This is a genomic window from Streptococcus sp. WB01_FAA12 (assembly GCF_012843315.1).
In the GTDB taxonomy this organism is placed as follows: domain Bacteria; phylum Bacillota; class Bacilli; order Lactobacillales; family Streptococcaceae; genus Streptococcus.
Genome location: NZ_JABAEX010000001.1, coordinates 542,478 through 563,247, shown reverse-complemented (window position 1 = coordinate 563,247; position 20,770 = coordinate 542,478). Strand labels below are relative to the sequence as shown.

27 protein-coding genes are annotated in these 20,770 nt (G+C 42.1%); 25 read left to right on the top strand and 2 right to left on the bottom strand.

Annotated features, from left to right (window positions below; translation table 11 throughout):
• Positions 1-34: 34 nt before the first annotated feature.
• Positions 35-238: a ferredoxin gene (locus tag HF881_RS02830; protein ID WP_002874767.1), complete on the bottom strand. Its 204-nt coding sequence runs from the start codon at positions 236-238 to the stop codon at positions 35-37.
• Between the two features lie 45 nt (positions 239-283).
• Between HF881_RS02830 and HF881_RS02825 the strand changes: the two genes are divergently transcribed.
• The 17 genes from HF881_RS02825 (at position 284) to HF881_RS02745 (ending at position 11,147) form a co-directional block, all read left to right on the top strand.
• On the top strand, positions 284-778 hold the full coding sequence (locus HF881_RS02825; protein ID WP_169446349.1) for an SAG1386/EF1546 family surface-associated protein: 495 nt from the start codon (positions 284-286) through the stop codon (positions 776-778).
• 9 nt (positions 779-787) lie between these two features.
• Complete coding sequence (cmk, locus tag HF881_RS02820; protein ID WP_169446347.1) at positions 788-1,462, top strand: (d)CMP kinase; 675 nt, start codon at positions 788-790, stop codon at positions 1,460-1,462.
• A 118-nt stretch (positions 1,463-1,580) separates the two neighbouring features.
• Positions 1,581-2,087 (top strand): dihydrofolate reductase, encoded by a 507-nt coding sequence (locus HF881_RS02815; protein WP_169446346.1) that lies wholly within the window; start codon positions 1,581-1,583, stop codon positions 2,085-2,087.
• A gap of 201 nt (positions 2,088-2,288) precedes the next feature.
• The gene (gene clpX, locus HF881_RS02810) at positions 2,289-3,521 is read left to right on the top strand and encodes an ATP-dependent Clp protease ATP-binding subunit ClpX (RefSeq protein WP_004240351.1); all 1,233 of its coding nucleotides are present in this window, start codon (positions 2,289-2,291) and stop codon (positions 3,519-3,521) included.
• A gap of 8 nt (positions 3,522-3,529) precedes the next feature.
• Entirely contained in the window at positions 3,530-4,117 is a 588-nt protein-coding gene (yihA, locus tag HF881_RS02805) for a ribosome biogenesis GTP-binding protein YihA/YsxC (RefSeq protein ID WP_023940271.1), read from the top strand.
• Between the two features lie 9 nt (positions 4,118-4,126).
• A complete protein-coding gene (locus HF881_RS02800) occupies positions 4,127-4,507 on the top strand; it encodes a RidA family protein (protein ID WP_001140420.1) in 381 nt (126 codons plus the stop codon).
• 51 nt (positions 4,508-4,558) lie between these two features.
• On the top strand, positions 4,559-5,449 hold the full coding sequence (rapZ, locus tag HF881_RS02795; RefSeq protein ID WP_169446344.1) for an RNase adapter RapZ: 891 nt from the start codon (positions 4,559-4,561) through the stop codon (positions 5,447-5,449).
• Positions 5,446-6,423, top strand: a complete 978-nt coding sequence (locus HF881_RS02790; RefSeq protein ID WP_169446342.1) for a YvcK family protein — start codon at positions 5,446-5,448, stop codon at positions 6,421-6,423. Before rapZ ends, HF881_RS02790 begins: the two co-directional genes overlap by 4 nt.
• Positions 6,420-7,331 carry a DNA-binding protein WhiA gene (whiA, locus tag HF881_RS02785; RefSeq protein WP_169446340.1) on the top strand — a complete coding sequence of 304 codons (912 nt, stop codon included), beginning with the start codon at positions 6,420-6,422 and terminating at the stop codon, positions 7,329-7,331. The genes HF881_RS02790 and whiA overlap by 4 nt, the downstream gene beginning before the upstream one ends.
• 130 nt (positions 7,332-7,461) lie before the next feature.
• Positions 7,462-7,857 carry a DUF1310 family protein gene (locus tag HF881_RS02780; protein ID WP_169446339.1) on the top strand — a complete coding sequence of 132 codons (396 nt, stop codon included), beginning with the start codon at positions 7,462-7,464 and terminating at the stop codon, positions 7,855-7,857.
• Entirely contained in the window at positions 7,854-8,078 is a 225-nt protein-coding gene (locus HF881_RS02775) for a hypothetical protein (protein ID WP_169446338.1), read from the top strand. The genes HF881_RS02780 and HF881_RS02775 overlap by 4 nt, the downstream gene beginning before the upstream one ends.
• Positions 8,079-8,125: 47 nt before the next feature.
• The gene (locus HF881_RS02770) at positions 8,126-8,518 is read left to right on the top strand and encodes a DUF1310 family protein (RefSeq protein ID WP_169446336.1); all 393 of its coding nucleotides are present in this window, start codon (positions 8,126-8,128) and stop codon (positions 8,516-8,518) included.
• Positions 8,519-8,520: 2 nt separating this feature from the next.
• Positions 8,521-8,742 (top strand): hypothetical protein, encoded by a 222-nt coding sequence (locus HF881_RS02765; RefSeq protein WP_169446335.1) that lies wholly within the window; start codon positions 8,521-8,523, stop codon positions 8,740-8,742.
• Positions 8,743-8,789: 47 nt separating this feature from the next.
• Positions 8,790-9,194: a DUF1310 family protein gene (locus HF881_RS02760; RefSeq protein WP_169446333.1), complete on the top strand. Its 405-nt coding sequence runs from the start codon at positions 8,790-8,792 to the stop codon at positions 9,192-9,194.
• A 5-nt stretch (positions 9,195-9,199) separates the two neighbouring features.
• Positions 9,200-10,453, top strand: coding sequence for an Mbeg1-like protein (locus HF881_RS02755; protein ID WP_169446332.1), 1,254 nt, complete (start codon positions 9,200-9,202; stop codon positions 10,451-10,453).
• On the top strand, positions 10,435-10,839 hold the full coding sequence (locus tag HF881_RS02750; RefSeq protein WP_169446330.1) for a hypothetical protein: 405 nt from the start codon (positions 10,435-10,437) through the stop codon (positions 10,837-10,839). Before HF881_RS02755 ends, HF881_RS02750 begins: the two co-directional genes overlap by 19 nt.
• 5 nt (positions 10,840-10,844) lie before the next feature.
• Positions 10,845-11,147 (top strand): hypothetical protein, encoded by a 303-nt coding sequence (locus HF881_RS02745; protein ID WP_169446329.1) that lies wholly within the window; start codon positions 10,845-10,847, stop codon positions 11,145-11,147.
• 48 nt (positions 11,148-11,195) lie between these two features.
• On the opposite strand, the gene HF881_RS02740 is transcribed toward HF881_RS02745, so the two are convergent.
• Entirely contained in the window at positions 11,196-12,164 is a 969-nt protein-coding gene (locus HF881_RS02740; RefSeq protein ID WP_169446327.1) for an NAD(P)/FAD-dependent oxidoreductase, read from the bottom strand.
• A 136-nt stretch (positions 12,165-12,300) separates the two neighbouring features.
• Between HF881_RS02740 and cdaA the strand changes: the two genes are divergently transcribed.
• The 8 genes from cdaA to HF881_RS02700 all read left to right on the top strand — a co-directional run bounded on the left by cdaA (position 12,301) and on the right by HF881_RS02700 (position 20,708).
• A complete protein-coding gene (gene cdaA, locus HF881_RS02735; RefSeq protein ID WP_206283159.1) occupies positions 12,301-13,158 on the top strand; it encodes a diadenylate cyclase CdaA in 858 nt (285 codons plus the stop codon).
• Positions 13,145-13,930 carry a CdaR family protein gene (locus tag HF881_RS02730; protein WP_169446326.1) on the top strand — a complete coding sequence of 262 codons (786 nt, stop codon included), beginning with the start codon at positions 13,145-13,147 and terminating at the stop codon, positions 13,928-13,930. The genes cdaA and HF881_RS02730 overlap by 14 nt, the downstream gene beginning before the upstream one ends.
• Before the next feature lie 30 nt (positions 13,931-13,960).
• Entirely contained in the window at positions 13,961-15,313 is a 1,353-nt protein-coding gene (gene glmM, locus HF881_RS02725; protein WP_169446325.1) for a phosphoglucosamine mutase, read from the top strand.
• Between the two features lie 73 nt (positions 15,314-15,386).
• The gene (locus HF881_RS02720; protein ID WP_001050092.1) at positions 15,387-15,761 is read left to right on the top strand and encodes a DUF1149 family protein; all 375 of its coding nucleotides are present in this window, start codon (positions 15,387-15,389) and stop codon (positions 15,759-15,761) included.
• A gap of 2 nt (positions 15,762-15,763) precedes the next feature.
• Entirely contained in the window at positions 15,764-16,612 is an 849-nt protein-coding gene (locus HF881_RS02715; protein WP_169446324.1) for a DegV family protein, read from the top strand.
• Between the two features lie 264 nt (positions 16,613-16,876).
• Positions 16,877-17,644 (top strand): 4-hydroxy-tetrahydrodipicolinate reductase, encoded by a 768-nt coding sequence (gene dapB / locus HF881_RS02710; protein WP_169446323.1) that lies wholly within the window; start codon positions 16,877-16,879, stop codon positions 17,642-17,644.
• A complete protein-coding gene (locus HF881_RS02705; RefSeq protein ID WP_169446322.1) occupies positions 17,641-18,840 on the top strand; it encodes a CCA tRNA nucleotidyltransferase in 1,200 nt (399 codons plus the stop codon). Before dapB ends, HF881_RS02705 begins: the two co-directional genes overlap by 4 nt.
• Positions 18,837-20,708, top strand: coding sequence for an ABC-F family ATP-binding cassette domain-containing protein (locus HF881_RS02700; RefSeq protein ID WP_169446321.1), 1,872 nt, complete (start codon positions 18,837-18,839; stop codon positions 20,706-20,708). Before HF881_RS02705 ends, HF881_RS02700 begins: the two co-directional genes overlap by 4 nt.
• Positions 20,709-20,770: the final 62 nt, after the last annotated feature.

Genomic DNA, 20,770 nt, shown 5'->3' with positions numbered 1-20,770 from the left:
AAAAAGAATCTACAATATCAATCTCCCTTTTAAACTATGACGGATCTTTTAGAAGTGCACGTGTAGGACAATTTTTGATGGCCTCCAGAACATCGCTGGTCTCAGCGATTTCTCTTTGCAATTCAACTGGATCATCGTAAAAGCGAACGATTCCATTATCATGGTAATCAAAGAGTTCAGAATAGGTCTGGCAAAGCCCGCAGGCGATGCACCGTTCGGGTATAAGTGTGACTTTCATATTTATATTGTAATAAGAAAATGCAAAAAAAACAAGGAGTAAGGTATGGAAAAAGAACCGTGGCAAGAAGATATTTACGAAAACAATGAGGAAGAAACAAGATCAGAGCGTCGACGCCGTAAACAAAAAGGGAAAGGCGTTGTTGCCAATCGTGTCTTGACCATTCTAGCTAGCCTCTTCTTTGTAATCGTTGTAGCGATGGTTGTCGTATTGATTTACCTTTCTACTGGAGGAAGTAACCGCACGGCAGCTTTGAAGGATTTTTATGATTCTTCAGCTCCATCGTCAACCTCTAAAGTGGAAGAATCTTCTTCCTCTACTAGTAAAGCTCAAGAAACGAAAGAATCAACTCCTTCAGAAAGTAGTTCTGAAGAACACACAGATGGAGAAGGAACGCTTACTGTGCAACCTGGAGAAGGAGAAGCAGCTCTCGCTCAGCGTGCAGGGATTTCCATTGCCCAGCTAGAAGCTCTGAATCCTTCTCATATGTCATCAGGAACTTGGTTTGCCAACCCTGGTGATGTCATCAAGACTAGATAGGAGTCGGAAATGAAGACAATTCAAATTGCTATTGATGGTCCTGCTTCCAGTGGTAAGAGTACGGTTGCAAAGATTATTGCTAAGGATTTTGGTTACACTTATCTCGATACAGGTGCCATGTATCGTGCTGCAACTTATATAGCACTCAAGCACCAGTTGGATGCTGGAAATGTAGACCAACTTCTTGAACTTCTTAACCAACACCCTATTAGTTTTGGACGTTCGGAGGCAGGCGAACAACTTGTTTTTGTAGGGGATGTTGATATTACTCATCCGATTCGTGAAAATGAAGTGACCAACAAGGTTTCAAGTATCGCGGCCATTCCTGAGGTGCGTGAGAAACTAGTTTCGCTCCAGCAAGAGATTGCTCAGCAAGGTGGTATTGTCATGGATGGGCGTGATATCGGGACAGTTGTTTTACCACAAGCTGAACTCAAGATCTTCCTAGTAGCCTCTGTTGAAGAAAGAGCAGAGCGTCGCTACAAGGAAAATATTGCTAAAGGGATTGAGACTGACCTGGAAACTCTGAAAGAAGAGATTGCTGCGCGTGACTACAAGGATAGTCATCGCGAAACCTCGCCTCTTAAACAGGCTGAGGATGCAGTTTACCTTGACACAACTGGATTAAGTATCCAAGAAGTGGTCGAAAAAATTGAATCAGAAGCAAAAAAACGCATGTCCTAGTGACAAGTGAAGCAGGCTAAGGATAGCCTGCTTCTTTTCTCTCTTTGGGGAGCATTTGAAAACAGTCTTTTTGGGAGATTTTTGATAAAATAGTAGTATCAATGAAAAGGATGGAAGCATGACAAAGAAAATCGTAGCCATTTGGGCCCAAGATGAAAAAGGTGTGATTGGCAAAGAAGACCGTCTTCCTTGGCATTTGCCAGCAGAATTACAACATTTTAAGGAAACAACTTTGAACCACGCCATCTTGATGGGACGAGTGACTTTTGATGGAATGGGGCGTCGTCTGCTTCCCAAACGCCAAACCTTGATTTTGACACGAAACAGTGACGAAGTCGTGGACGGTGCGCTAGTGTTTCAAGATGTGAAGTCTGTTTTAGCTTGGTATCAGAGTCAGGAAAAAAATCTCTATATCATTGGTGGAAAACAGATTTTTCAGGCTTTTGAGCCCTATTTAGATGAAATCATCGTGACACAGATTCATGCTCAGGTTGAGGGAGACACCTATTTCCCTGAGGATTTTGACTTGTCTCTTTTTGAGACAGTCGCAAGCAAATCTTATGCCCGAGATGAGAAAAACAACTATGATTTCACCGTCCAATACCGAAAGAGAAAGGAAGTCTAATGGAGCGCAGTATATTTGGATTTTTTACAGCATTCTTGTGTGTGATCTGTATTTTGACTGGAGCACAGGCTTTTCGTAAGAAGCGCTATGGACTGTCTGCCTTACTCTGGTTGAATGCTTTTACCAATCTGGTAAACAGTGTCCACGCTTTTTATATGACCTTATTTTAGATAGAATGATAAATTAGAACGGAAGGAAATCATGCCTACAAATAGGAAAAATGATATGATGGTTTATTGCTCATTTTGTGGCAAGAGCCAAGAAGAAGTAAAGAAAATAATCGCTGGGAACAATGCCTTTATCTGTAATGAATGTGTGGAATTGGCCCAGGAAATCATTCGGGAGGAGTTGGCTGAGGAAGTCTTGGCAGACTTGTCTGAAGTACCAAAACCAATCGAGCTCCTCAATATCTTGAACCACTATGTAATCGGTCAAGATCGTGCCAAACGTGCCTTGGCAGTAGCGGTTTACAACCACTACAAACGCATCAATTTCCATGATACTCGTGAAGAGTCAGAAGATGTGGATTTGCAGAAGTCAAACATCTTGATGATTGGCCCAACTGGTTCTGGGAAAACTTTCTTGGCCCAGACCTTGGCTAAGAGCTTGAACGTGCCCTTTGCTATCGCAGATGCGACAGCTCTGACTGAGGCTGGTTATGTAGGTGAGGACGTGGAAAACATCCTCCTCAAACTCTTGCAGGCTGCTGACTTTAACATCGAACGTGCGGAGCGTGGGATTATCTACGTGGATGAAATTGACAAGATTGCCAAGAAGAGCGAGAATGTGTCTATCACACGTGACGTTTCGGGTGAAGGAGTGCAACAAGCCCTTCTTAAGATTATTGAGGGAACTGTCGCTAGCGTGCCGCCTCAAGGTGGACGCAAACATCCACAACAAGAGATGATTCAGGTGGATACCAAGAATATCCTCTTCATCGTGGGTGGTGCTTTTGACGGCATCGAAGAAATCGTTAAACAACGTTTGGGTGAAAAAGTTATTGGCTTTGGACAAAATAACAAGGCGATTGACGAAAACAGCTCCTACATGCAAGAAATCATCGCTGAAGATATTCAAAAATTCGGTATTATCCCTGAGTTGATTGGACGTTTGCCTGTCTTTGCAGCTCTTGAGCAATTGACGGTCGATGACTTGGTTCGCATCTTGAAAGAGCCAAGAAATGCCTTGGTCAAACAATACCAAACCTTGCTTTCTTATGATGATGTTGAGTTGGAATTTGACGACGAAGCCCTTCAAGAGATTGCCAACAAAGCTATTGAACGCAAGACAGGGGCGCGTGGTCTTCGGTCTATCATCGAAGAAACCATGCTAGATGTTATGTTTGAAGTGCCAAGTCAAGAAAATGTGAAATTGGTCCGCATCACCAAAGAAGCTGTTGATGGAACGGATAAACCGATTCTAGAAACAGCCTAGAGGTGACTATGGAAATCAATACACATAATGCAGAAATCTTGCTCAGTGCGGCCAACAAATCCCACTATCCGCAGGATGAACTGCCAGAGATTGCCCTTGCAGGTCGTTCAAATGTTGGGAAGTCCAGCTTTATCAACACCATGCTCAACCGCAAGAATCTAGCCCGTACTTCAGGGAAACCTGGGAAAACCCAGCTCCTTAACTTCTTTAATATTGATGACAAGATGCGTTTTGTGGATGTACCAGGTTATGGCTATGCCCGCGTTTCTAAAAAAGAACGTGAAAAGTGGGGTCGCATGATTGAGGAGTACCTGACAACTCGGGAAAATCTCCGTGCCGTGGTCAGTTTGGTGGATCTCCGTCACGACCCGTCAGCAGATGATGTGCAGATGTACGAATTTCTCAAGTATTACGAGATTCCAGTTATCATCGTTGCGACCAAGGCGGACAAGATTCCTCGTGGTAAGTGGAACAAGCACGAATCAGCAATCAAAAAGAAATTAAACTTTGACCCAAGTGACGACTTCATCCTCTTTTCATCTGTCAGCAAGGCAGGGATGGATGAAGCTTGGAATGCAATATTAGAAAAATTGTGAGGGAAAGAAATGGCAAAAACAATTCATACAGACAAGGCTCCAAAAGCAATCGGACCATATGTTCAAGGAAAAATCGTTGGCAATCTTTTGTTTGCTAGCGGTCAAGTTCCTCTATCTCCTGAAACTGGAGAAATTGTAGGAGAAACGATCCAAGAACAGACCGAACAAGTTTTGAAAAATATCGGTGCTATTTTGGCTGAAGCAGGAACAGACTTTGACCATGTTGTCAAAACAACTTGCTTCTTGAGCGATATGAACGACTTTGTTCCTTTTAACGAGGTTTACCAAACGGCCTTTAAAGAGGAATTTCCAGCTCGTTCAGCTGTGGAAGTTGCACGTCTTCCTCGTGATGTAAAAGTCGAAATTGAAGTGATCGCAGAGATTGGATAAGCTAGTTGAAGTTTGGCTCTGCCAAACTTTTTTTGATATAAGGAGAGATAGATGACAAAAAAACAACTTCACCTTGTGATTGTAACAGGGATGAGTGGTGCAGGGAAAACGGTAGCCATTCAGTCCTTCGAGGATTTGGGATATTTCACTATTGACAATATGCCACCAGCCCTCTTGCCGAAGTTTTTACAGTTGGTCGAGACCAAGGATGATGACCACAAACTGGCCTTGGTAGTCGATATGCGGAGCCGTTCTTTCTTTTCAGAGATTCAGGCTGTTTTGGATGAATTGGAAAACCAAGACGATTTGGACTTCAAAATCCTCTTTCTAGATGCAGCAGATAAGGAATTGGTCGCTCGTTACAAGGAAACTAGAAGAAGTCACCCTCTAGCAGCAGATGGTCGAATTTTAGATGGCATCAAGCTAGAACGCGAACTCTTGGCACCTTTGAAAAACATGAGTCAAAACGTGGTGGATACGACCGAACTCACTCCTCGTGAATTGCGTAAAACTATTGCAGAGCAGTTTTCGGATCAAGAACAAGCTCAGTCTTTCCGTATTGAGGTCATGTCTTTTGGATTCAAGTATGGTATCCCTATTGATGCGGACTTGGTATTTGATGTCCGTTTCTTGCCAAATCCCTATTACCTACCAGAACTCCGTAATCAAACGGGGCTGGATGAGCCTGTCTACAACTATGTAATGAAACATGCAGAATCGGAAAGTTTCTATCAGCACTTGCTCGCCTTGATTGAGCCGATCTTGCCAAGTTACAAAAAAGAAGGCAAGTCTGTTTTGACCATTGCAGTGGGATGTACAGGTGGACAGCACCGTAGTGTAGCCTTTGCCAAGCGCATAGCTGAGGATTTATCCAAAAACTGGCCTGTCAATGAAAGTCATCGTGACAAAGACCGAAGAAAGGAAACGGTAAACCGTTCATGAGAAAACCAAAGATAACGGTGATTGGTGGAGGAACTGGGATCCCCGTCATTTTGAAAAGCTTGCGGGAAAAGGATGTTGATATCGCAGCCATCGTAACAGTCGCTGATGATGGTGGCTCCTCTGGTGAGCTAAGAAAGAATATCCAACAGCTGACACCACCAGGTGATCTTCGTAATGTTCTGGTGGCCATGTCGGATATGCCTAAATTTTATGAGAAGGTTTTTCAGTACCGATTTTCAGAAGGTGCTGGAGCTTTTGCTGGCCATCCACTAGGAAATATCGTTATAGCGGGGCTCTCTGAAATGCAAGGATCTACCTATAATGCTATGCAATTACTCAGTAAGTTTTTCCACACAACGGGAAAGATTTACCCCTCAAGTGACCACCCTTTGACCTTGCATGCAGTCTTTAAAGACGGTTCTGAGGTGGCAGGTGAGAGCCACATTGCAGATCATCCAGGCATGATCGACCATGTCTATGTGACCAATACCTTGGATGATGAAACACCCCAAGCCAGCCGTCGAGTAGTCAATACTATTCTCGAAAGTGACATGATCGTCTTGGGACCTGGTTCCCTCTTTACATCGATTTTGCCCAATATTGTCATCGAGGAGATCGGGCAGGCTCTCTTGGAGACCAAGGCGGAGATCGCCTATGTCTGCAATATCATGACCCAGCGTGGGGAAACAGAGCACTTTTCAGACAGCGACCACGTGGAAGTTCTCCATCGACATCTAGGTCGGCCTTTTATTGATACGGTCTTGGTCAATATCGAAAAGGTTCCTAGAGAATACATGGATACCAACCGATTTGATGAATATTTGGTTCAGGTAGAGCATGATTTTGCTGGTCTTTGCAAGCAGGTTCCTCGTGTGATTTCATCCAACTTCCTTCGTTTGGAAAATGGAGGAGCCTTCCATGATGGCGATTTGATTGTGGATGAATTGATGCGCATTATACAGGTGAGAAAATGAGTTTCACAGTTGCAGTAAAAGAGGAAATTCTTGGTCAACACCACCTCAGTCGTCATGAATTGTCGGCCATTATCAAGATGTCTGGCAGTATTGGTCTCTCGACTTCAGGCTTGACCTTGTCCGTCGTGACCGAAAATGCCAAGTTAGCTCGTCACCTCTATGAGTCCTTTCTCCATTTTTATGATATCAAGTCAGAGATTCGACACCATCAGAGAAGCAATCTTCGTAAGAATCGTGTCTATACGGTCTATACCGATGAGAGGGTGCAGGAACTTTTAGCTGATTTGCGACTTGCGGATTCCTTCTTTGGTTTGGAGACAGGTATTGATCCCGATATTTTAGCAGATGAGGAGGCTGGACGTGCTTACTTATGTGGGGCCTTTCTGGCAAATGGTAGCATCCGAGATCCTGAGTCTGGCAAGTACCAGTTGGAGATTAGTTCCGTTTATATGGACCATGCCCAAGGCCTGGCCTCTCTCCTTCAGCAGTTTTTGCTGGATGCCAAGGTTATTGAGCGAAAGAAAGGTGCAGTTACCTATCTCCAGCGTGCAGAAGACATCATGGATTTCTTGATCGTGATTGGGGCCATGCAGGCGCGTGATAATTTTGAGCGCGTCAAGATTTTGCGTGAAACCCGTAACGATCTCAATCGAGCCAATAACGCTGAAACAGCCAATATCGCTCGGACGGTTTCTGCTAGTATGAAGACCATTAATAATATCAGTAAAATCAAAGATAGAATAGGTTTGGAAAATTTACCAGTGGATTTGCAGGAGGTAGCTCGCTTGCGAATCCAGCACCCAGACTACTCTATCCAGCAGTTGGCAGATAGCCTGAGCAATCCCCTGACCAAAAGTGGCGTCAACCACAGACTCCGAAAAATAAACAAGATTGCAGATGAATTATAAAACCACGGATTATTTTATCCGTGGTTCTTTCTTGAAGTTAATAAATATATGAGAAGAATTTTAAAGGAAGCCAACTCCATAATCTATGGTATACTATAGATAAGTTATACTGTAGCACAAAGGAGAAAATATGAAAAAACCTAAAAAAAGTATGATTATTTTATTCAGCATTTTAGCAGTGATTGGAATAGCAGTAGGAGGTTGTAGCATGCACCAATACCAAAAGAAACAAGAAATGATTGCCATCGCAACAAGCGATGAGGCGAAGAAGGTTTATGAACATTTTATGAAATCAAAAGACTCCAAAGCACTCACCGATGAAGGAATTATAAAGCATTATGAGATTGATGAAAGTAGCTTAAGTTATAACCCAATGGGGGGATTGATGGTTTCAGTGATTCTTAACAAAGATAATGAATTAAATATAAATTATAATTTGATTGAAAACAAAGATGGCTCATACCATTCAGCATATTATTCTACTTCACCAAGATTATCCAAACTTTTGAAAGGGAATAATGAATGACACAAAATTATGTTAAAGAAGATAACCTTCAAACCGCAATGGCAGAGTATCAGGATAATATGGGCGAGGGAAGAACTTTATATGACCAATATGAAAGAGAACTTGGCACTGTCACCCAAGTCTACGACAATACTACAGGAGCGGGCGAGCAGGTTTATGCGGTTGTAAAAAATCCCAATGAAAAAGCTGAGGATGTAGAGGAAAGTTATGCTATACTATGAGTAAGTTAGTCCCTAATTCATTGATAGGATAGCATAAAGGAGGAAATATGAAAATATCTAAAAAAAGTATGATTATTTTATTCAGTATTTTAGCAGTAATTGGAATCACAATAGGAGGATGTAGCATGCACCAATACCAAAAGAAACAAGAAATGATTGCCATCGCGACAAGCGATGAGGCGAGAAAAATTTATGAAAGTCATATGAAGCATAGAGATTCAGAAGCTCTGACAGAAAAAGGGCTAATCAAATCTTATAAAATTGATACTGATTCATTAGAGTATAATCCAATGGGAGGAATGGAAGTAAGAGTCTATGTTAATGATGAAAAAGATTTATGTTTTCAATTTGGTATTGTAAGAAATAGAGAGGGTAATTTAGAATCCAGTGGTTATGTTACGTATCCAAAACTCGCAGAACTTCTTAGGAGCAGTAATTAATTATGGAGAAAGAATACATTAATGATTACCATTTACAAATAGCAATGACGGAATACAGAGATTTGTTTAAAGATGGAGAAGCTGTTACACCTAACAATGACATTCTTGGCACTGTCACCCAAGTTTACAACAATACTACAGGAGCGGGCGAGCAGGTTTATGCAGTGGTAAAAAATCCTGATGAAAAAGCTGAGGATGTACAGGAAAGTTATGCTATACTATGAGTAAGTTCATTTCTAATTTATTGATAGGATAGCGTAAAGGAGGCACCATGAAAAAACCTAAAAAAAGCATGATTATTTTATTCAGTATTTTAGCAGTAATTGGAATAGCAGTAGGAGGCTGTAGCATGCACCAATATCAAAAGAAACAAGAAATGATTGCCATCGCGACAAGTGATGAGGCAAAGAAGGTTTATGAAGAATATTTAAAGAAAGAAGATCCACATGCTTTTACTGAAAAAGGATTTATACATTCTTATCAAGTGAAACAAGATTCATTAAGTTATAATCCAATGGGTGGGCTGATGGTTTCTTTAATAATCAATGATGATGATGAAATGCTTGTAGATTATAATTTAATTGAAAAGTCTGACGGAGATTATACTTCAGCATTTTATGGAAGTACTCCTAAATTTTGGCAGACTCGTGATAAATATTATAAAAAAGAGGAATGATAGTTATGCCGGAAAAATATATTAACGATCCTCATCTTCAGATAGCAATGACAGAGTACCAACCTAACATGAAAGAAAATAAATATGAGGTTAATACTCAGTATAATCAAAATGTAGGTTATGTCACCCAAGTCTACAACAATACTACAGGAGCGGGTGAGCAGGTTTATGCGGTTGTAAAAAATCCCAATGAAAAAGCTGATAAGGTACAGGAAGTAACGGTCCTTTTTCGTGGTTCTACGGGTCCAGATCATATTTTGAATGAAGCACCAGATGTCTGGAATGACTGGGCAGAAAACGATGCAGTTATAGCCAAGAGAATTATGTTGCAAAAAGACCTTAGCTATCAAGACAAGTCTACCGAACAGCTAAAGGCTTCTGCAAGAGCTTTAAAAGACATCATGGAAAAATATCCCAATGCCAAGATTAATGTCTATGGACATTCACTCGGTTCTATGGATGCTCAGTATTCTATGGCTGCCCTACAGGCAGATCAAGTCAAACGTATCCAACAGGCTTATATCTATAACGGCCCAGATATCTATAGGATACTAAGCCCTGAACAAAGGAAAGTTGTAGACTCTATTAAGACGAGGATCCATAACTATGCTGATCCAGATGATCCTATCAGTATGGTTGGTAGGGATATGGTCAAGGGAAGTATCGGATCGGTTGGCTTAGTTTATTACGTGGATAGTACAAAAGAAGACTTTGTGAACCAACACATGACTTATGGCTACCAGCTGGATAAAAATGGGAAGATTAAAATACTGTCAAACACCAGTACGGTCATTTATAATGACTATTTACTCCAGATGGATAACTATACACTACTCAAGGAGAAACTATCAGAAGGTGGTTATACAAAGGAAGAGCAATTGTTCCTAGATTCGGAGCAAGCAGGTATTGCAGCAGCAAGCATCAGTCTAATGTCTACAGAGGGGAAAAGTATCATCAAAAGTATAAGAGATGAAGCAGTAGAAGATGCAAGAAAAGTATTTGCTTCCCGTAGACAAGTCCCTTGGGGCTTTATCCTTAGTCCATCAGAGATGGAAAATGCATATATAGAAGGAGGAGCTACCTATGAAACAACTATCGGGGTTATTGAGAAACTATTAGATCCAGTTGTTGATAAGGTGTCTCAATTGGAAAAAGATTGTATAGATTTAGAAACTCAGACCAAGAAAGGTATTCAAAAGAAATTAGAAACAGATAAGGAGTTGGCTGAAAAATTTAGACAATGGAAAAAGTTGACATGATAGACCAAGAAATTTGGAAAAAGAGACGGCAATTAGAAGAATTGGAGGAAGACTATTATCACTCACGTAAAAAAATAGAGAATGAAAAATTAGAGTGTGATTATAGATTGAATGATTTGCATCGGATGCTTGAGGAAAAACATACAGTAGCAAGTCATATGCTGAGTCAGATAGAAGGAGACACTTCTATGCTACACTATCAGCTGAATCAACTAGCTACAGATTATAGTCAGCAAATGGATTTAGCATATAGAAAAAGACTTGATCAGCTAGAAACAGAAGAAAGCAATGCTAAACAGAAGTATAGTCGTGAATACCGTGAGCTTGATGAAGAACTAACTCAAATTCTGGCTAAGCAAAGACAAATACAAGATAAAAGAGAGTAACGCGGATGGATTTATTTAATTATATATTTGATTTTGTTTCTGGTGTGGATGATGGTTTTCGTGAAATAGAAAAAGAAATCGAGCGTTTATTTGTTAGGCAGATATTGGCTCCTGCTAAAAATTATGAAATTAATCAAATCGAGCAAGAAGCTAAGAAAAATACTCGTTTAACCATTAATAGTATCCAAGAAAGTCTAAGTGCGGTAAATAATAAAATAGATGTATCTATGAAGGGCGAGTTTGCCTCAAAAGTTATTGAGACCATAGATGGCAAAAAGAAAGAATATGAGAAAGTGTTGGAGGAGTAAAGATAGGAAATTAAAGAACCACGGACCGTTCAATTCGTGGTTCTTTTCTTATAAACTTGTTGAGTGTTTGGGTTGAACTTTTTGTTCTGGGTCAATGTAGTTGATGGCATTGTTAACAGCTGTTGGAGCTTCACCCAGTCCTGTAGCGATCAAATCAATCTTACCTTCATAGTAGCAACAGTCGCCAATAGCATAGATACCTGCTTGGCTAGATTCTTGCTTGCTGTTGACGATAATCTTGTGACGGTTGAGGTCCAGACCCCAATTTTTAAGGTTGCCGACAGAAGATTTAAAACCATAGTTGACAAAGAGGTGGTCTACTTCGATAGTTTCGGCTTCATCCGATTTGACTTTGGTGATTTCCAGTTTATCAAGTGTTTTTCCATCTCCAAGGAGTTGACTTGGAACGAACGGTGTCTTGATGGTCACAGATGATTCTTGCAGGGCTTGCACACTGTGTTCCAAGGCACGGAAATTATCTCTGCGGTGAACGAGGGTAGTTGGTGCAATTTTTTCAAAAGCTAGAGCCCAGTCCACTGCTGAGTCCCCACCACCAAGGATGGTCACATTCTTGCCTGCGTATTGTTGAATGTTGGATACGTGGTAGTGGATATTTTCATAGTTTTCAACGCCGTCTAATTCGAGTGGCCGTGGTTTGAAGGCGCCACCTCCCATGGCAATGATGACGGTTTTAGTCAGGTGACTTCCCTTGTTGGTTGTGATGCTAAATCCTTCATCGTGTTTCTCAATCTCAAGAACGGTTTCGTTGAGATGAACAGGTGTTTCAAAGCCGTTTAGCTGTTCAATCAAGCGATTGGTCAACTCTTCTCCAGTTAAGTTTGGAAAACCTGGCACATCAAGGATTTGCTTCTCAGGGTAGAGGATGGCTGGTTGACCACCGAGCTGGGGAAGAGAGTCGATGATTTGGACTTTGGCTTGACGTAGGTGGGCGTAAAAGGCAGCAAAGAGGCCGACAGGACCGCCACCTACAATGGTAATGTCATAGAGTTGAGACATGATTTCTCCTTCGTTTTTTCTAGTCAGTTTATTTTATCATATTTTTAATCAAATTAAAATGAAGCAGGATAGGGAAAAAATTGTTAGAAAATGGTATAATAGGACGGAACGTGTTTTGATAGGGAGGGAACTAGAGATGAATTTTCAGCAATTTTCCAACTTGCAATACTGGACGAGTTTATTTTCAAGCCCTTGGACTATAGTCATCAATCTGATTGATATTCTCATTGTGACTTATATTTTGTATCATTTTACAAAGGCCATTGCAGGTACCAAAATCATGATATTGGTTCGGGGAGTTTTGATCTTTATTTTAGCTCAGATTCTTTCTAATATGATTGGTTTAACGACTATTTCTTGGTTGATCAATCAGATCATCACCTACGGGGTCATCGCAGCGGTGGTCATCTTTTCACCAGAGATTCGGACTGGTTTGGAGAGATTGGGTCGGGCGACAGATTTCTTTTCCAATGCTCCAATTAGCGCAGAAGAGCAAATGGTTCGTGCCTTTGTCAAATCAGTAGAGTACATGAGTCCGCGTAAGATTGGTGCTCTGGTAGCTGTTCAGCGAGTGAGAACCTTGCAGGAATACATTTCGACGGGGATTCCCTTAGATGCAAAGATTTCAGCTGAATTGCTTATCAATATTTTCATTCCCAATACTCCCTTGCACGATGGTGCGGTCATTATCCGAGAAGATCGGATTGCTGTAACTTCAGCCTATCTGCCACTAACTGAAAATACAGAGATTTCCAAGGAGTTTGGAACGCGTCACAGGGCGGCGATTGGTTTGTCGGAAGTATCAGATGCTCTTACATTTGTGGTTTCGGAGGAGACAGGTGGAATCTCAATCACCTATAATGGAGTCTTTAAGCATGATTTGACCTTGGAAGAGTTTGAATCGGAGTTAAGAAGAATCTTACTTCCAAAATCAGAGAAAAAGCAAGGTCTGAAAGAGCGCTTGCTAGGAGGATTGAAACATGAGAAAAAATAGTCTTTATATTATTTCTTCCTTCTTTTTCGCCTGCATCCTCTTTATCTACGCGACTTCTACAAACTACCAGAATAATAATAGTGCCAGACAGGTGCGGACGGAAACCTATACCAATACAGTACTCAATGTACCAATTGATATTCGCTATGACAGTGATCAGTACTTTATTAGTGGCTTCACGTCAGAAGTAACGGTTTTCTTGACAGGTTCCAATCGAGTTGCTTTGGCAAGTGAAATGCAGGAAAGTACGCGCAAATTCAAGGTGACAGCTGACTTGACAAATGCTGGTGTTGGAACAGTAGAAGTTCCTCTAACCATAGAAAATCTACCGAGTGGTTTGACGGCTGTTGCAACTCCGCAAAAGATAACAGTGAAGGTCGGTAAAAAAGCAAAACGAGACAATGTAATCGTTGTGCCAGAGATAGATCCTAGCCAGATTGATTCTCGCGTGAAAATCGACACAGTCACTGTTTCAGACGAGAAAGTGACGGTTATTAGTGACGAGGAGACTCTCTCTAGAGTAGATCGTGTCATTGCCATCTTACCGACGAGTGAACGGATAACGGGTAACTACTCGGCTTCTGTTCCTCTACAAGCAGTTGATAAAAATGGAAATGTCTTGCCAAGTGTCATTATGCCGTTTGACACAACTATGAAAATTACAACAAAAACAGCAACGTCTAGTTCGAGTAACTCGTCAACAAGTTCCTCAGAGGGCAGTTCGTCTTCAACGAGTTCAGAAACGAAACCAGACTCGTCTAAACAAGAATAAACAAAATAGTAGAAAAGGATGATTAACAAAATGGGTAAATATTTTGGGACTGATGGAGTCCGTGGAGAAGCAAACGTAGAATTGACGCCAGAATTGGCCTTTAAATTGGGTCGTTTTGGAGGTTATGTCCTCAGTCAACACGAAACGGAAGCACCTAAAGTCTTTGTAGGACGTGATACACGTATCTCAGGAGAAATGCTAGAATCTGCCTTGGTGGCAGGTCTTCTATCAGTAGGGATTCACGTCTACAAACTCGGTGTCCTTGCAACACCAGCAGTAGCTTATTTGGTTAAAACTGAGGGAGCTAGTGCGGGTGTCATGATTTCAGCGAGTCACAACCCAGCCCTTGATAATGGAATTAAGTTCTTTGGTGGAGATGGCTTTAAGCTTGACGACGACAAAGAAGCAGAAATTGAAGCTTTGCTGGATGCTGCCGAGGACACTCTTCCTCGTCCAAGTGCCGAAGGCTTGGGAACCTTAGTTGACTATCCAGAAGGCTTACGTAAGTACGAGGGCTACCTTGTTTCAACTGGAACTCCTCTTGAGGGAATGAAAGTGGCCTTGGATACAGCAAACGGTGCAGCGTCTACAAGTGCCCGTCAGATTTTCGCTGATCTGGGTGCCCAGTTGACTGTAATTGGGGAAACACCTGATGGTCTTAATATCAACTTGAATGTTGGTTCAACTCACCCAGAAGCTCTCCAAGAACTAGTCAAAGAAAGCCAGTCTGCTATTGGTTTGGCCTTTGACGGTGATAGTGACCGTTTGATTGCTGTTGATGAAAATGGTGATATCGTTGATGGTGACAAGATCATGTACATCATCGGGAAATACCTTTCTGAAAAAGGCCAGTTAGCTCAAAACACCATCGTAACAACCGTCATGTCTAACCTTGGTTTCCATAAGGCCTTGGAGAGTGCTGGCATTAACAAGGCAGTCACTGCAGTTGGAGACCGCTATGTTGTCGAAGAAATGAGAAAATCAGGCTACAATCTTGGTGGTGAACAGTCTGGTCACGTTATCTTGATGGATTACAATACAACTGGTGATGGTCAATTATCAGCTGTCCAATTGACTAAAATCATGAAAGAAACAGGCAAGAGCTTGTCTCAACTAGCATCAGAAGTGACGATTTACCCACAAAAACTGGTCAATATCCGAGTGGAAAATGCCATGAAAGAAAAGGCCATGGAAGTACCAGCCATCAAGACAATCATCGAAAAGATGGAAGAAGAGATGGCAGGGAACGGTCGTATCCTGGTCCGTCCGAGTGGAACAGAACCCCTCTTGCGTGTCATGGCAGAAGCCCCTACAACAGAAGAAGTTAACTACTACGTAGATACGATTGCTGCTGTTGTTAAAGATGAAATCGGAATTGACTAAAGCCTAGAAAACTAGATGAAATGATAAAAATGTGGTACAATTGCATAGTAAATTGTAGCAATGGGAGAGAAAAATGAATCTTAAACGAGAACAAGAATTTGTTAGCCAGTATCACTTTGATGCTCGTAACTTTGAATGGGAAAATGAAAATGGAGCTCCTGAAACCAAGGTAGACGTGAACTTTCAGTTACTCCAACATGACCAAGAAAATCAAGTGACTTCGCTTGTCGTTATCTTGAGTTTCATGATTGTCTTTGACAAATTCGTCATCAGCGGAACAATTTCTCAAGTTAACCATGTGGAAGGTCGTATTGTCAACGAACCAAGCGAATTTAACCAGGAAGAAGTCGAAACCTTGGCACGTCCATGCTTGAACATGCTCAACCGTTTGACGTATGAAGTAACAGAAATCGCCTTGGATCTTCCAGGGATCAATTTGGAGTTTTAGTCATGAAATTAGCTGTCATTACAGATTCTTCAGCCTATTTAGAGGAGAAGACGCTGCAAAGAGAGAATCTATTTATCTTGGATATTCCTGTCAATATTGATGGGGAGGAGTATGTTGAAGGTGTCAATCTGACTGCTGAAGAATTTTACCAAAAAATGGCTCAGTCTACAGAATTGCCTAAAACTAGTCAACCAAGTATTGCCAAATTGGATGAGATTCTAAGCTCCTTGAAAGATGAAGGCTATACCCATGTCTTGGGACTCTTTCTTTCGTCTGGAATTTCAGGCTTTTATCAGAACATCCAATACATGTTGGATGAGTATGATGGCTTGACCATTGCCTTTCCAGATACCCATATCACAAGCTCCCCTCTAGGATTTATGGTGGAGAGTACCTTTAAATGGGCAGAACAGGGCGATAATTTTGCTCAGATTCAGGAGAAGTTGGCTATCCAAATCGCTGATAACTCAGCCTTTATCATAGTAGATGACCTCGACCACTTGGTTAAGGGAGGACGTTTGTCAAATGGGGCTGCCGTCTTAGGGAATCTCCTCAGTATCAAGCCTATCCTCTACTTTAATGACCAAGGGGTGATTGAAGTTTATGAAAAAGTTCGTACGGAAAAGAAGGCAACTAAACGTTTGGTGGAAATCATCAAAGAGTTGACAAAAGGTGGGGACTACCGTATTACAGTCATTCATGGTAACGCACCTCAAAAGGCGGCAGATTTGCGCCAACTCTTGATTGAGAGTGGTGTGACTTCTGAGATTCCAATTGTTAGCTTTGGTAGTGTCATTGGAACCCACCTTGGAGAAGGCAGTATTGCCTTGAGCTATACACCAATCGTCTAGATTGTTCTTACAGGCTTTGTATCTTAGAAATTGAACACGGACTACCTGCCTCTTGAAAAAAGATGCCTGTCTTGCCTTTCGTGGAAAGTCAGCGCCATTCCCTATTTTTCACGGGCAGCTAACGTCCTTTGTATCTTGATAATTGAACATGCCTAGAACCCTGTGTGAAAAAGATAGTTCTTCCAAGGAGTAGACACTCCTTGATCAGAACTCCTATTTTCACTTTGTGTTCTTACAGGCTTTGTATCTTAGACAGGAGTAGAGATGAGTATTCGAGTAATTATTGCCGGTTTTAAGGGAAAGATGGGTCAAGCTGCTTGTCAGATGGTCTTGGCTGATTCAGACTTGGACTTGGTCGCAGTTTTGGATCCTTTTGAGTCTGAGTCAGAATGGCAGGGAATTCCTGTCTTCAATGATAAGACTGACTTGGCTGGTTTTGAAGCGGATGTTTGGGTAGATTTTACCACACCAGCCGTTGCCTACGAAAATACACGTTTTGCTCTTGAAAATGGCTTCGCTCCAGTAGTTGGAACAACAGGCTTTACTAGTGAAGAAATTGCAGAACTAAAAGCATTTTCCCGTGAACAAGATTTGGGTGGCTTGATTGCCCCTAACTTTGCCTTGGGAGCTGTCTTGCTCATGCAATTTGCGGCGCAGGCTGCTAAATATTTCCCAAATGTGGAGATTATCGAGCTCCATCATAACAAGAAAAAAGATGCTCCGAGTGGAACAGCCATTAAAACGGCTGAGCTGATGGCGGAAGTTCGGGAATCAATCCAGCAAGGTGCGCCTGATGAGGAAGAGTTGATTGCAGGTGCCCGAGGTGCTGATTTTGATGGTATGCGCATCCACTCAGTCCGTCTACCAGGCTTGGTAGCCCATCAAGAAGTCATCTTTGGCAATCAGGGAGAAGGATTGACCCTTCGTCATGACTCCTATGATCGCAGCTCCTTCATGACAGGGGTGAATTTGGGAATCAAAGAAGTTGTCAAGCGTCATGAGCTTGTCTATGGATTAGAACACTTATTATGAGATTAACACAAATGCCTTCTGAATTTCAGAAGGCTTTACCAGTATTAGAAAAAATTAAAGAAGCAGGCTTTGAAGCCTATTTTGTTGGGGGTTCCGTCAGAGATGCTATCCTCAATCGTCCCATCCACGATGTGGATATTGCGACGTCTTCCTATCCAGAAGAAACCAAGCAGATTTTTCCGCGAACAGCCGATATCGGAATTGAGCATGGAACAGTCTTGGTCTTAGATGGCGATGAAGAGTATGAAGTAACTACCTTTCGGACGGAGGATGTCTATGTGGACTATCGCAGACCCAGTGCGGTTTCCTTTGTCCGTTCTCTAGAAGAAGACCTCAAACGCCGTGATTTCACAGTCAACGCCTTTGCCTTGGATGAGACAGGGGAAATCATTGACTTGTTCCATGGTTTAGAAGATTTGGAAAATCAAGTCTTGCGAGCAGTTGGAATTGCTAGTGAGCGTTTCAACGAAGATGCTCTGCGTATTATGCGTGGTTTTCGCTTTCAGGCCAGTCTTGGTTTTGAACTTGAGCGAGAAACATTTGAAGCTATGAAATCCTTGACGCCGCTCTTGGAGAAGATTTCTGTGGAGCGCACCTTCGTTGAGTTTGATAAACTCTTGCTGGCACCTTTTTGGCGAGTTGGCCTGTCTTCCATGATTGAGAGTCAAGCTTATGATTATCTCCCTGATATGGCAGCCAGTCGAGAAAAGCTTCAAAAATTGTTTGATTTAGAGGCGGATTTCACCTTTGAGTCTTCCGAACAAGCCTGGGCGGCTCTATTGTGGACTTTGGAGATTAAAGATGCACAGCCATTTTTGAAACATTGGAAGACCTCACGTCAATTTGCCAAGCAAGTACAGGATTTGCTGACCATTTTGGCTTTGCGAGAAGAAGGAGAGCTGAGCAAGCGCGATTGTTACCGCTTTGACTTGGATTCCCTTCTACAAGCTGAAAGTCTTCGTCAGGCTCAAGGGAAAGAAGTCAACCCACAAGCCATCACAGAAACTTACCAGAGTTTGACCATTCATGATAAGAAAGAAATCCAGATTAACGGAGGAGTTCTGATTAAGGAATATGGTTATCAGCCAGGTCCAGACTTGGGAGAAATTTTAACAGAGATTGAGTATGCCATTGTCGATGGAGAGTTGGAAAATGATCGTCAAGCCATCCATGCTTACCTGAGGGAGAAAGAATGAGTGATTTTATCGTTGAAAAACTAAGCAAATCAGTTGGGGACAAGACAGTCTTTAAAGATATTTCCTTTATCATTCATGATTTGGATAGAATTGGTCTAATTGGTGTTAATGGAACGGGTAAGACAACCCTTTTGGACGTCCTTTCTGGCACTTCTGGCTTTGATGGGGACGTCAGCCCCTTTTCAGCTAAGAATGATTATCAGATTGGCTACTTGACTCAGAATCCAGATTTTGATGATAGCAAGACGGTCTTGGATACGGTTCTTTCCAGCGACCTCAAGGAAATTCAGCTGATTCGTGAGTATGAGTTGATCATGCTCAACTATAGCGAGGACAAGCAGGCTCGTTTGGAACGGGTCATGGCGGAGATGGATTCTCTCCAAGCTTGGGAAATCGAGAGTCAAGTCAAGACCGTTCTCAGCAAGCTAGGGATTCAGGATTTGTCGACTCCAGTTGGTGAATTGTCAGGTGGTCTAAGAAGACGGGTTCAGTTGGCACAAGTTCTCCTAGGAAACCACGACCTCTTGTTACTGGACGAGCCGACCAACCATCTGGACATTGCGACCATCGAGTGGTTGACCCTTTTTTTGAAAAATTCCAAGAAGACGGTTCTCTTTATCACCCACGATCGCTATTTTTTAGATGCACTGTCAACGCGGATTTTCGAGTTGGACCGAGCCGGCTTGACCGAGTATCAGGGTAATTATCAGGACTATGTTCGCCTCAAGGCTGAACAAGATGAGCGTGATGCGGCTCTTCTCCACAAAAAAGAACAACTCTATAAGCAAGAATTAGTCTGGATGCGCAGACAACCGCAAGCGCGTGCGACCAAGCAGCAGGCTCGTATCAATCGTTTCCATGACTTGAAAAAAGAAGTTTCAGGCGGCGTTACTGAGACAGACTTGACCATGAACTTTGAAACCAGTCGCATTGGGAAAAAAGTCATCGAGTTTCAGAATGTTTCCTTTGCCTATGAAAACAAGCCGATATTACAAAATTTTAACCTTTTAGTGCAAGCTAAAGACCGTATCGGTATCGTTGGGGATAATGGTGTGGGAAAATCCACCCTGCTCAATCTCATCGCAGGAAGTCTTGAGCCGACAGCAGGTCAAGTCATCATTGGTGAGACAGTCCGTATCGCCTATTTCTCTCAACAAATCGAAGGCTTGGATGAAAGCAAACGGGTCATCAATTACCTGCAGGAAGTAGCAGAAGAGGTCAAGACTAGCGGTGGTTCTACAACTTCCATCGCTGAGTTGCTAGAGCAGTTCCTCTTCCCACGTTCGACCCATGGAACCTTGATTGAGAAATTGTCTGGTGGAGAGAAAAAACGCCTCTATCTCCTCAAACTGCTTTTGGAAAAACCAAATGTTCTCCTCTTGGACGAGCCAACCAATGATTTGGATATTGCGACCTTGACAGTCTTAGAGAATTTCTTGCAAGGTTTTGCGGGGCCTGTCTTGACAGTTAGCCACGACCGTTATTTCCTGGATAAGGTAGCGACCAAGATTCTAGCCTTTGAGAATGGTAAGATTCGTCCTTTCTTTGGTCATTACACAGATTACCTTGACGAGAAAGCCTTTGAAACTGATATGGCCAATCAAGTGCAAAAGGCAGAAAAGGAGAAAGTGGTCAAGGTCCGTGAAGACAAGAAACGCATGACCTATCAAGAAAAGCAGGAGTGGGCAAGCATTGAAGGCGATATTGAAGCCTTGGAAAATCGTATCGCTACCATTGAAGAAGAAATGCAGGCAAATGGCTCTGATTTTGGCAAACTAGCGACTCTTCAAAAAGAGCTAGACGAGAAAAACGAAGAACTCCTTGAAAAATACGAACGCTATGAATACTTAAGTGACTTTTATAATTAGAAGAATAGAAAAATCCTATCGCAATGATGACCTGCACCCCAAAAGTTAGACAGAAAAAATCT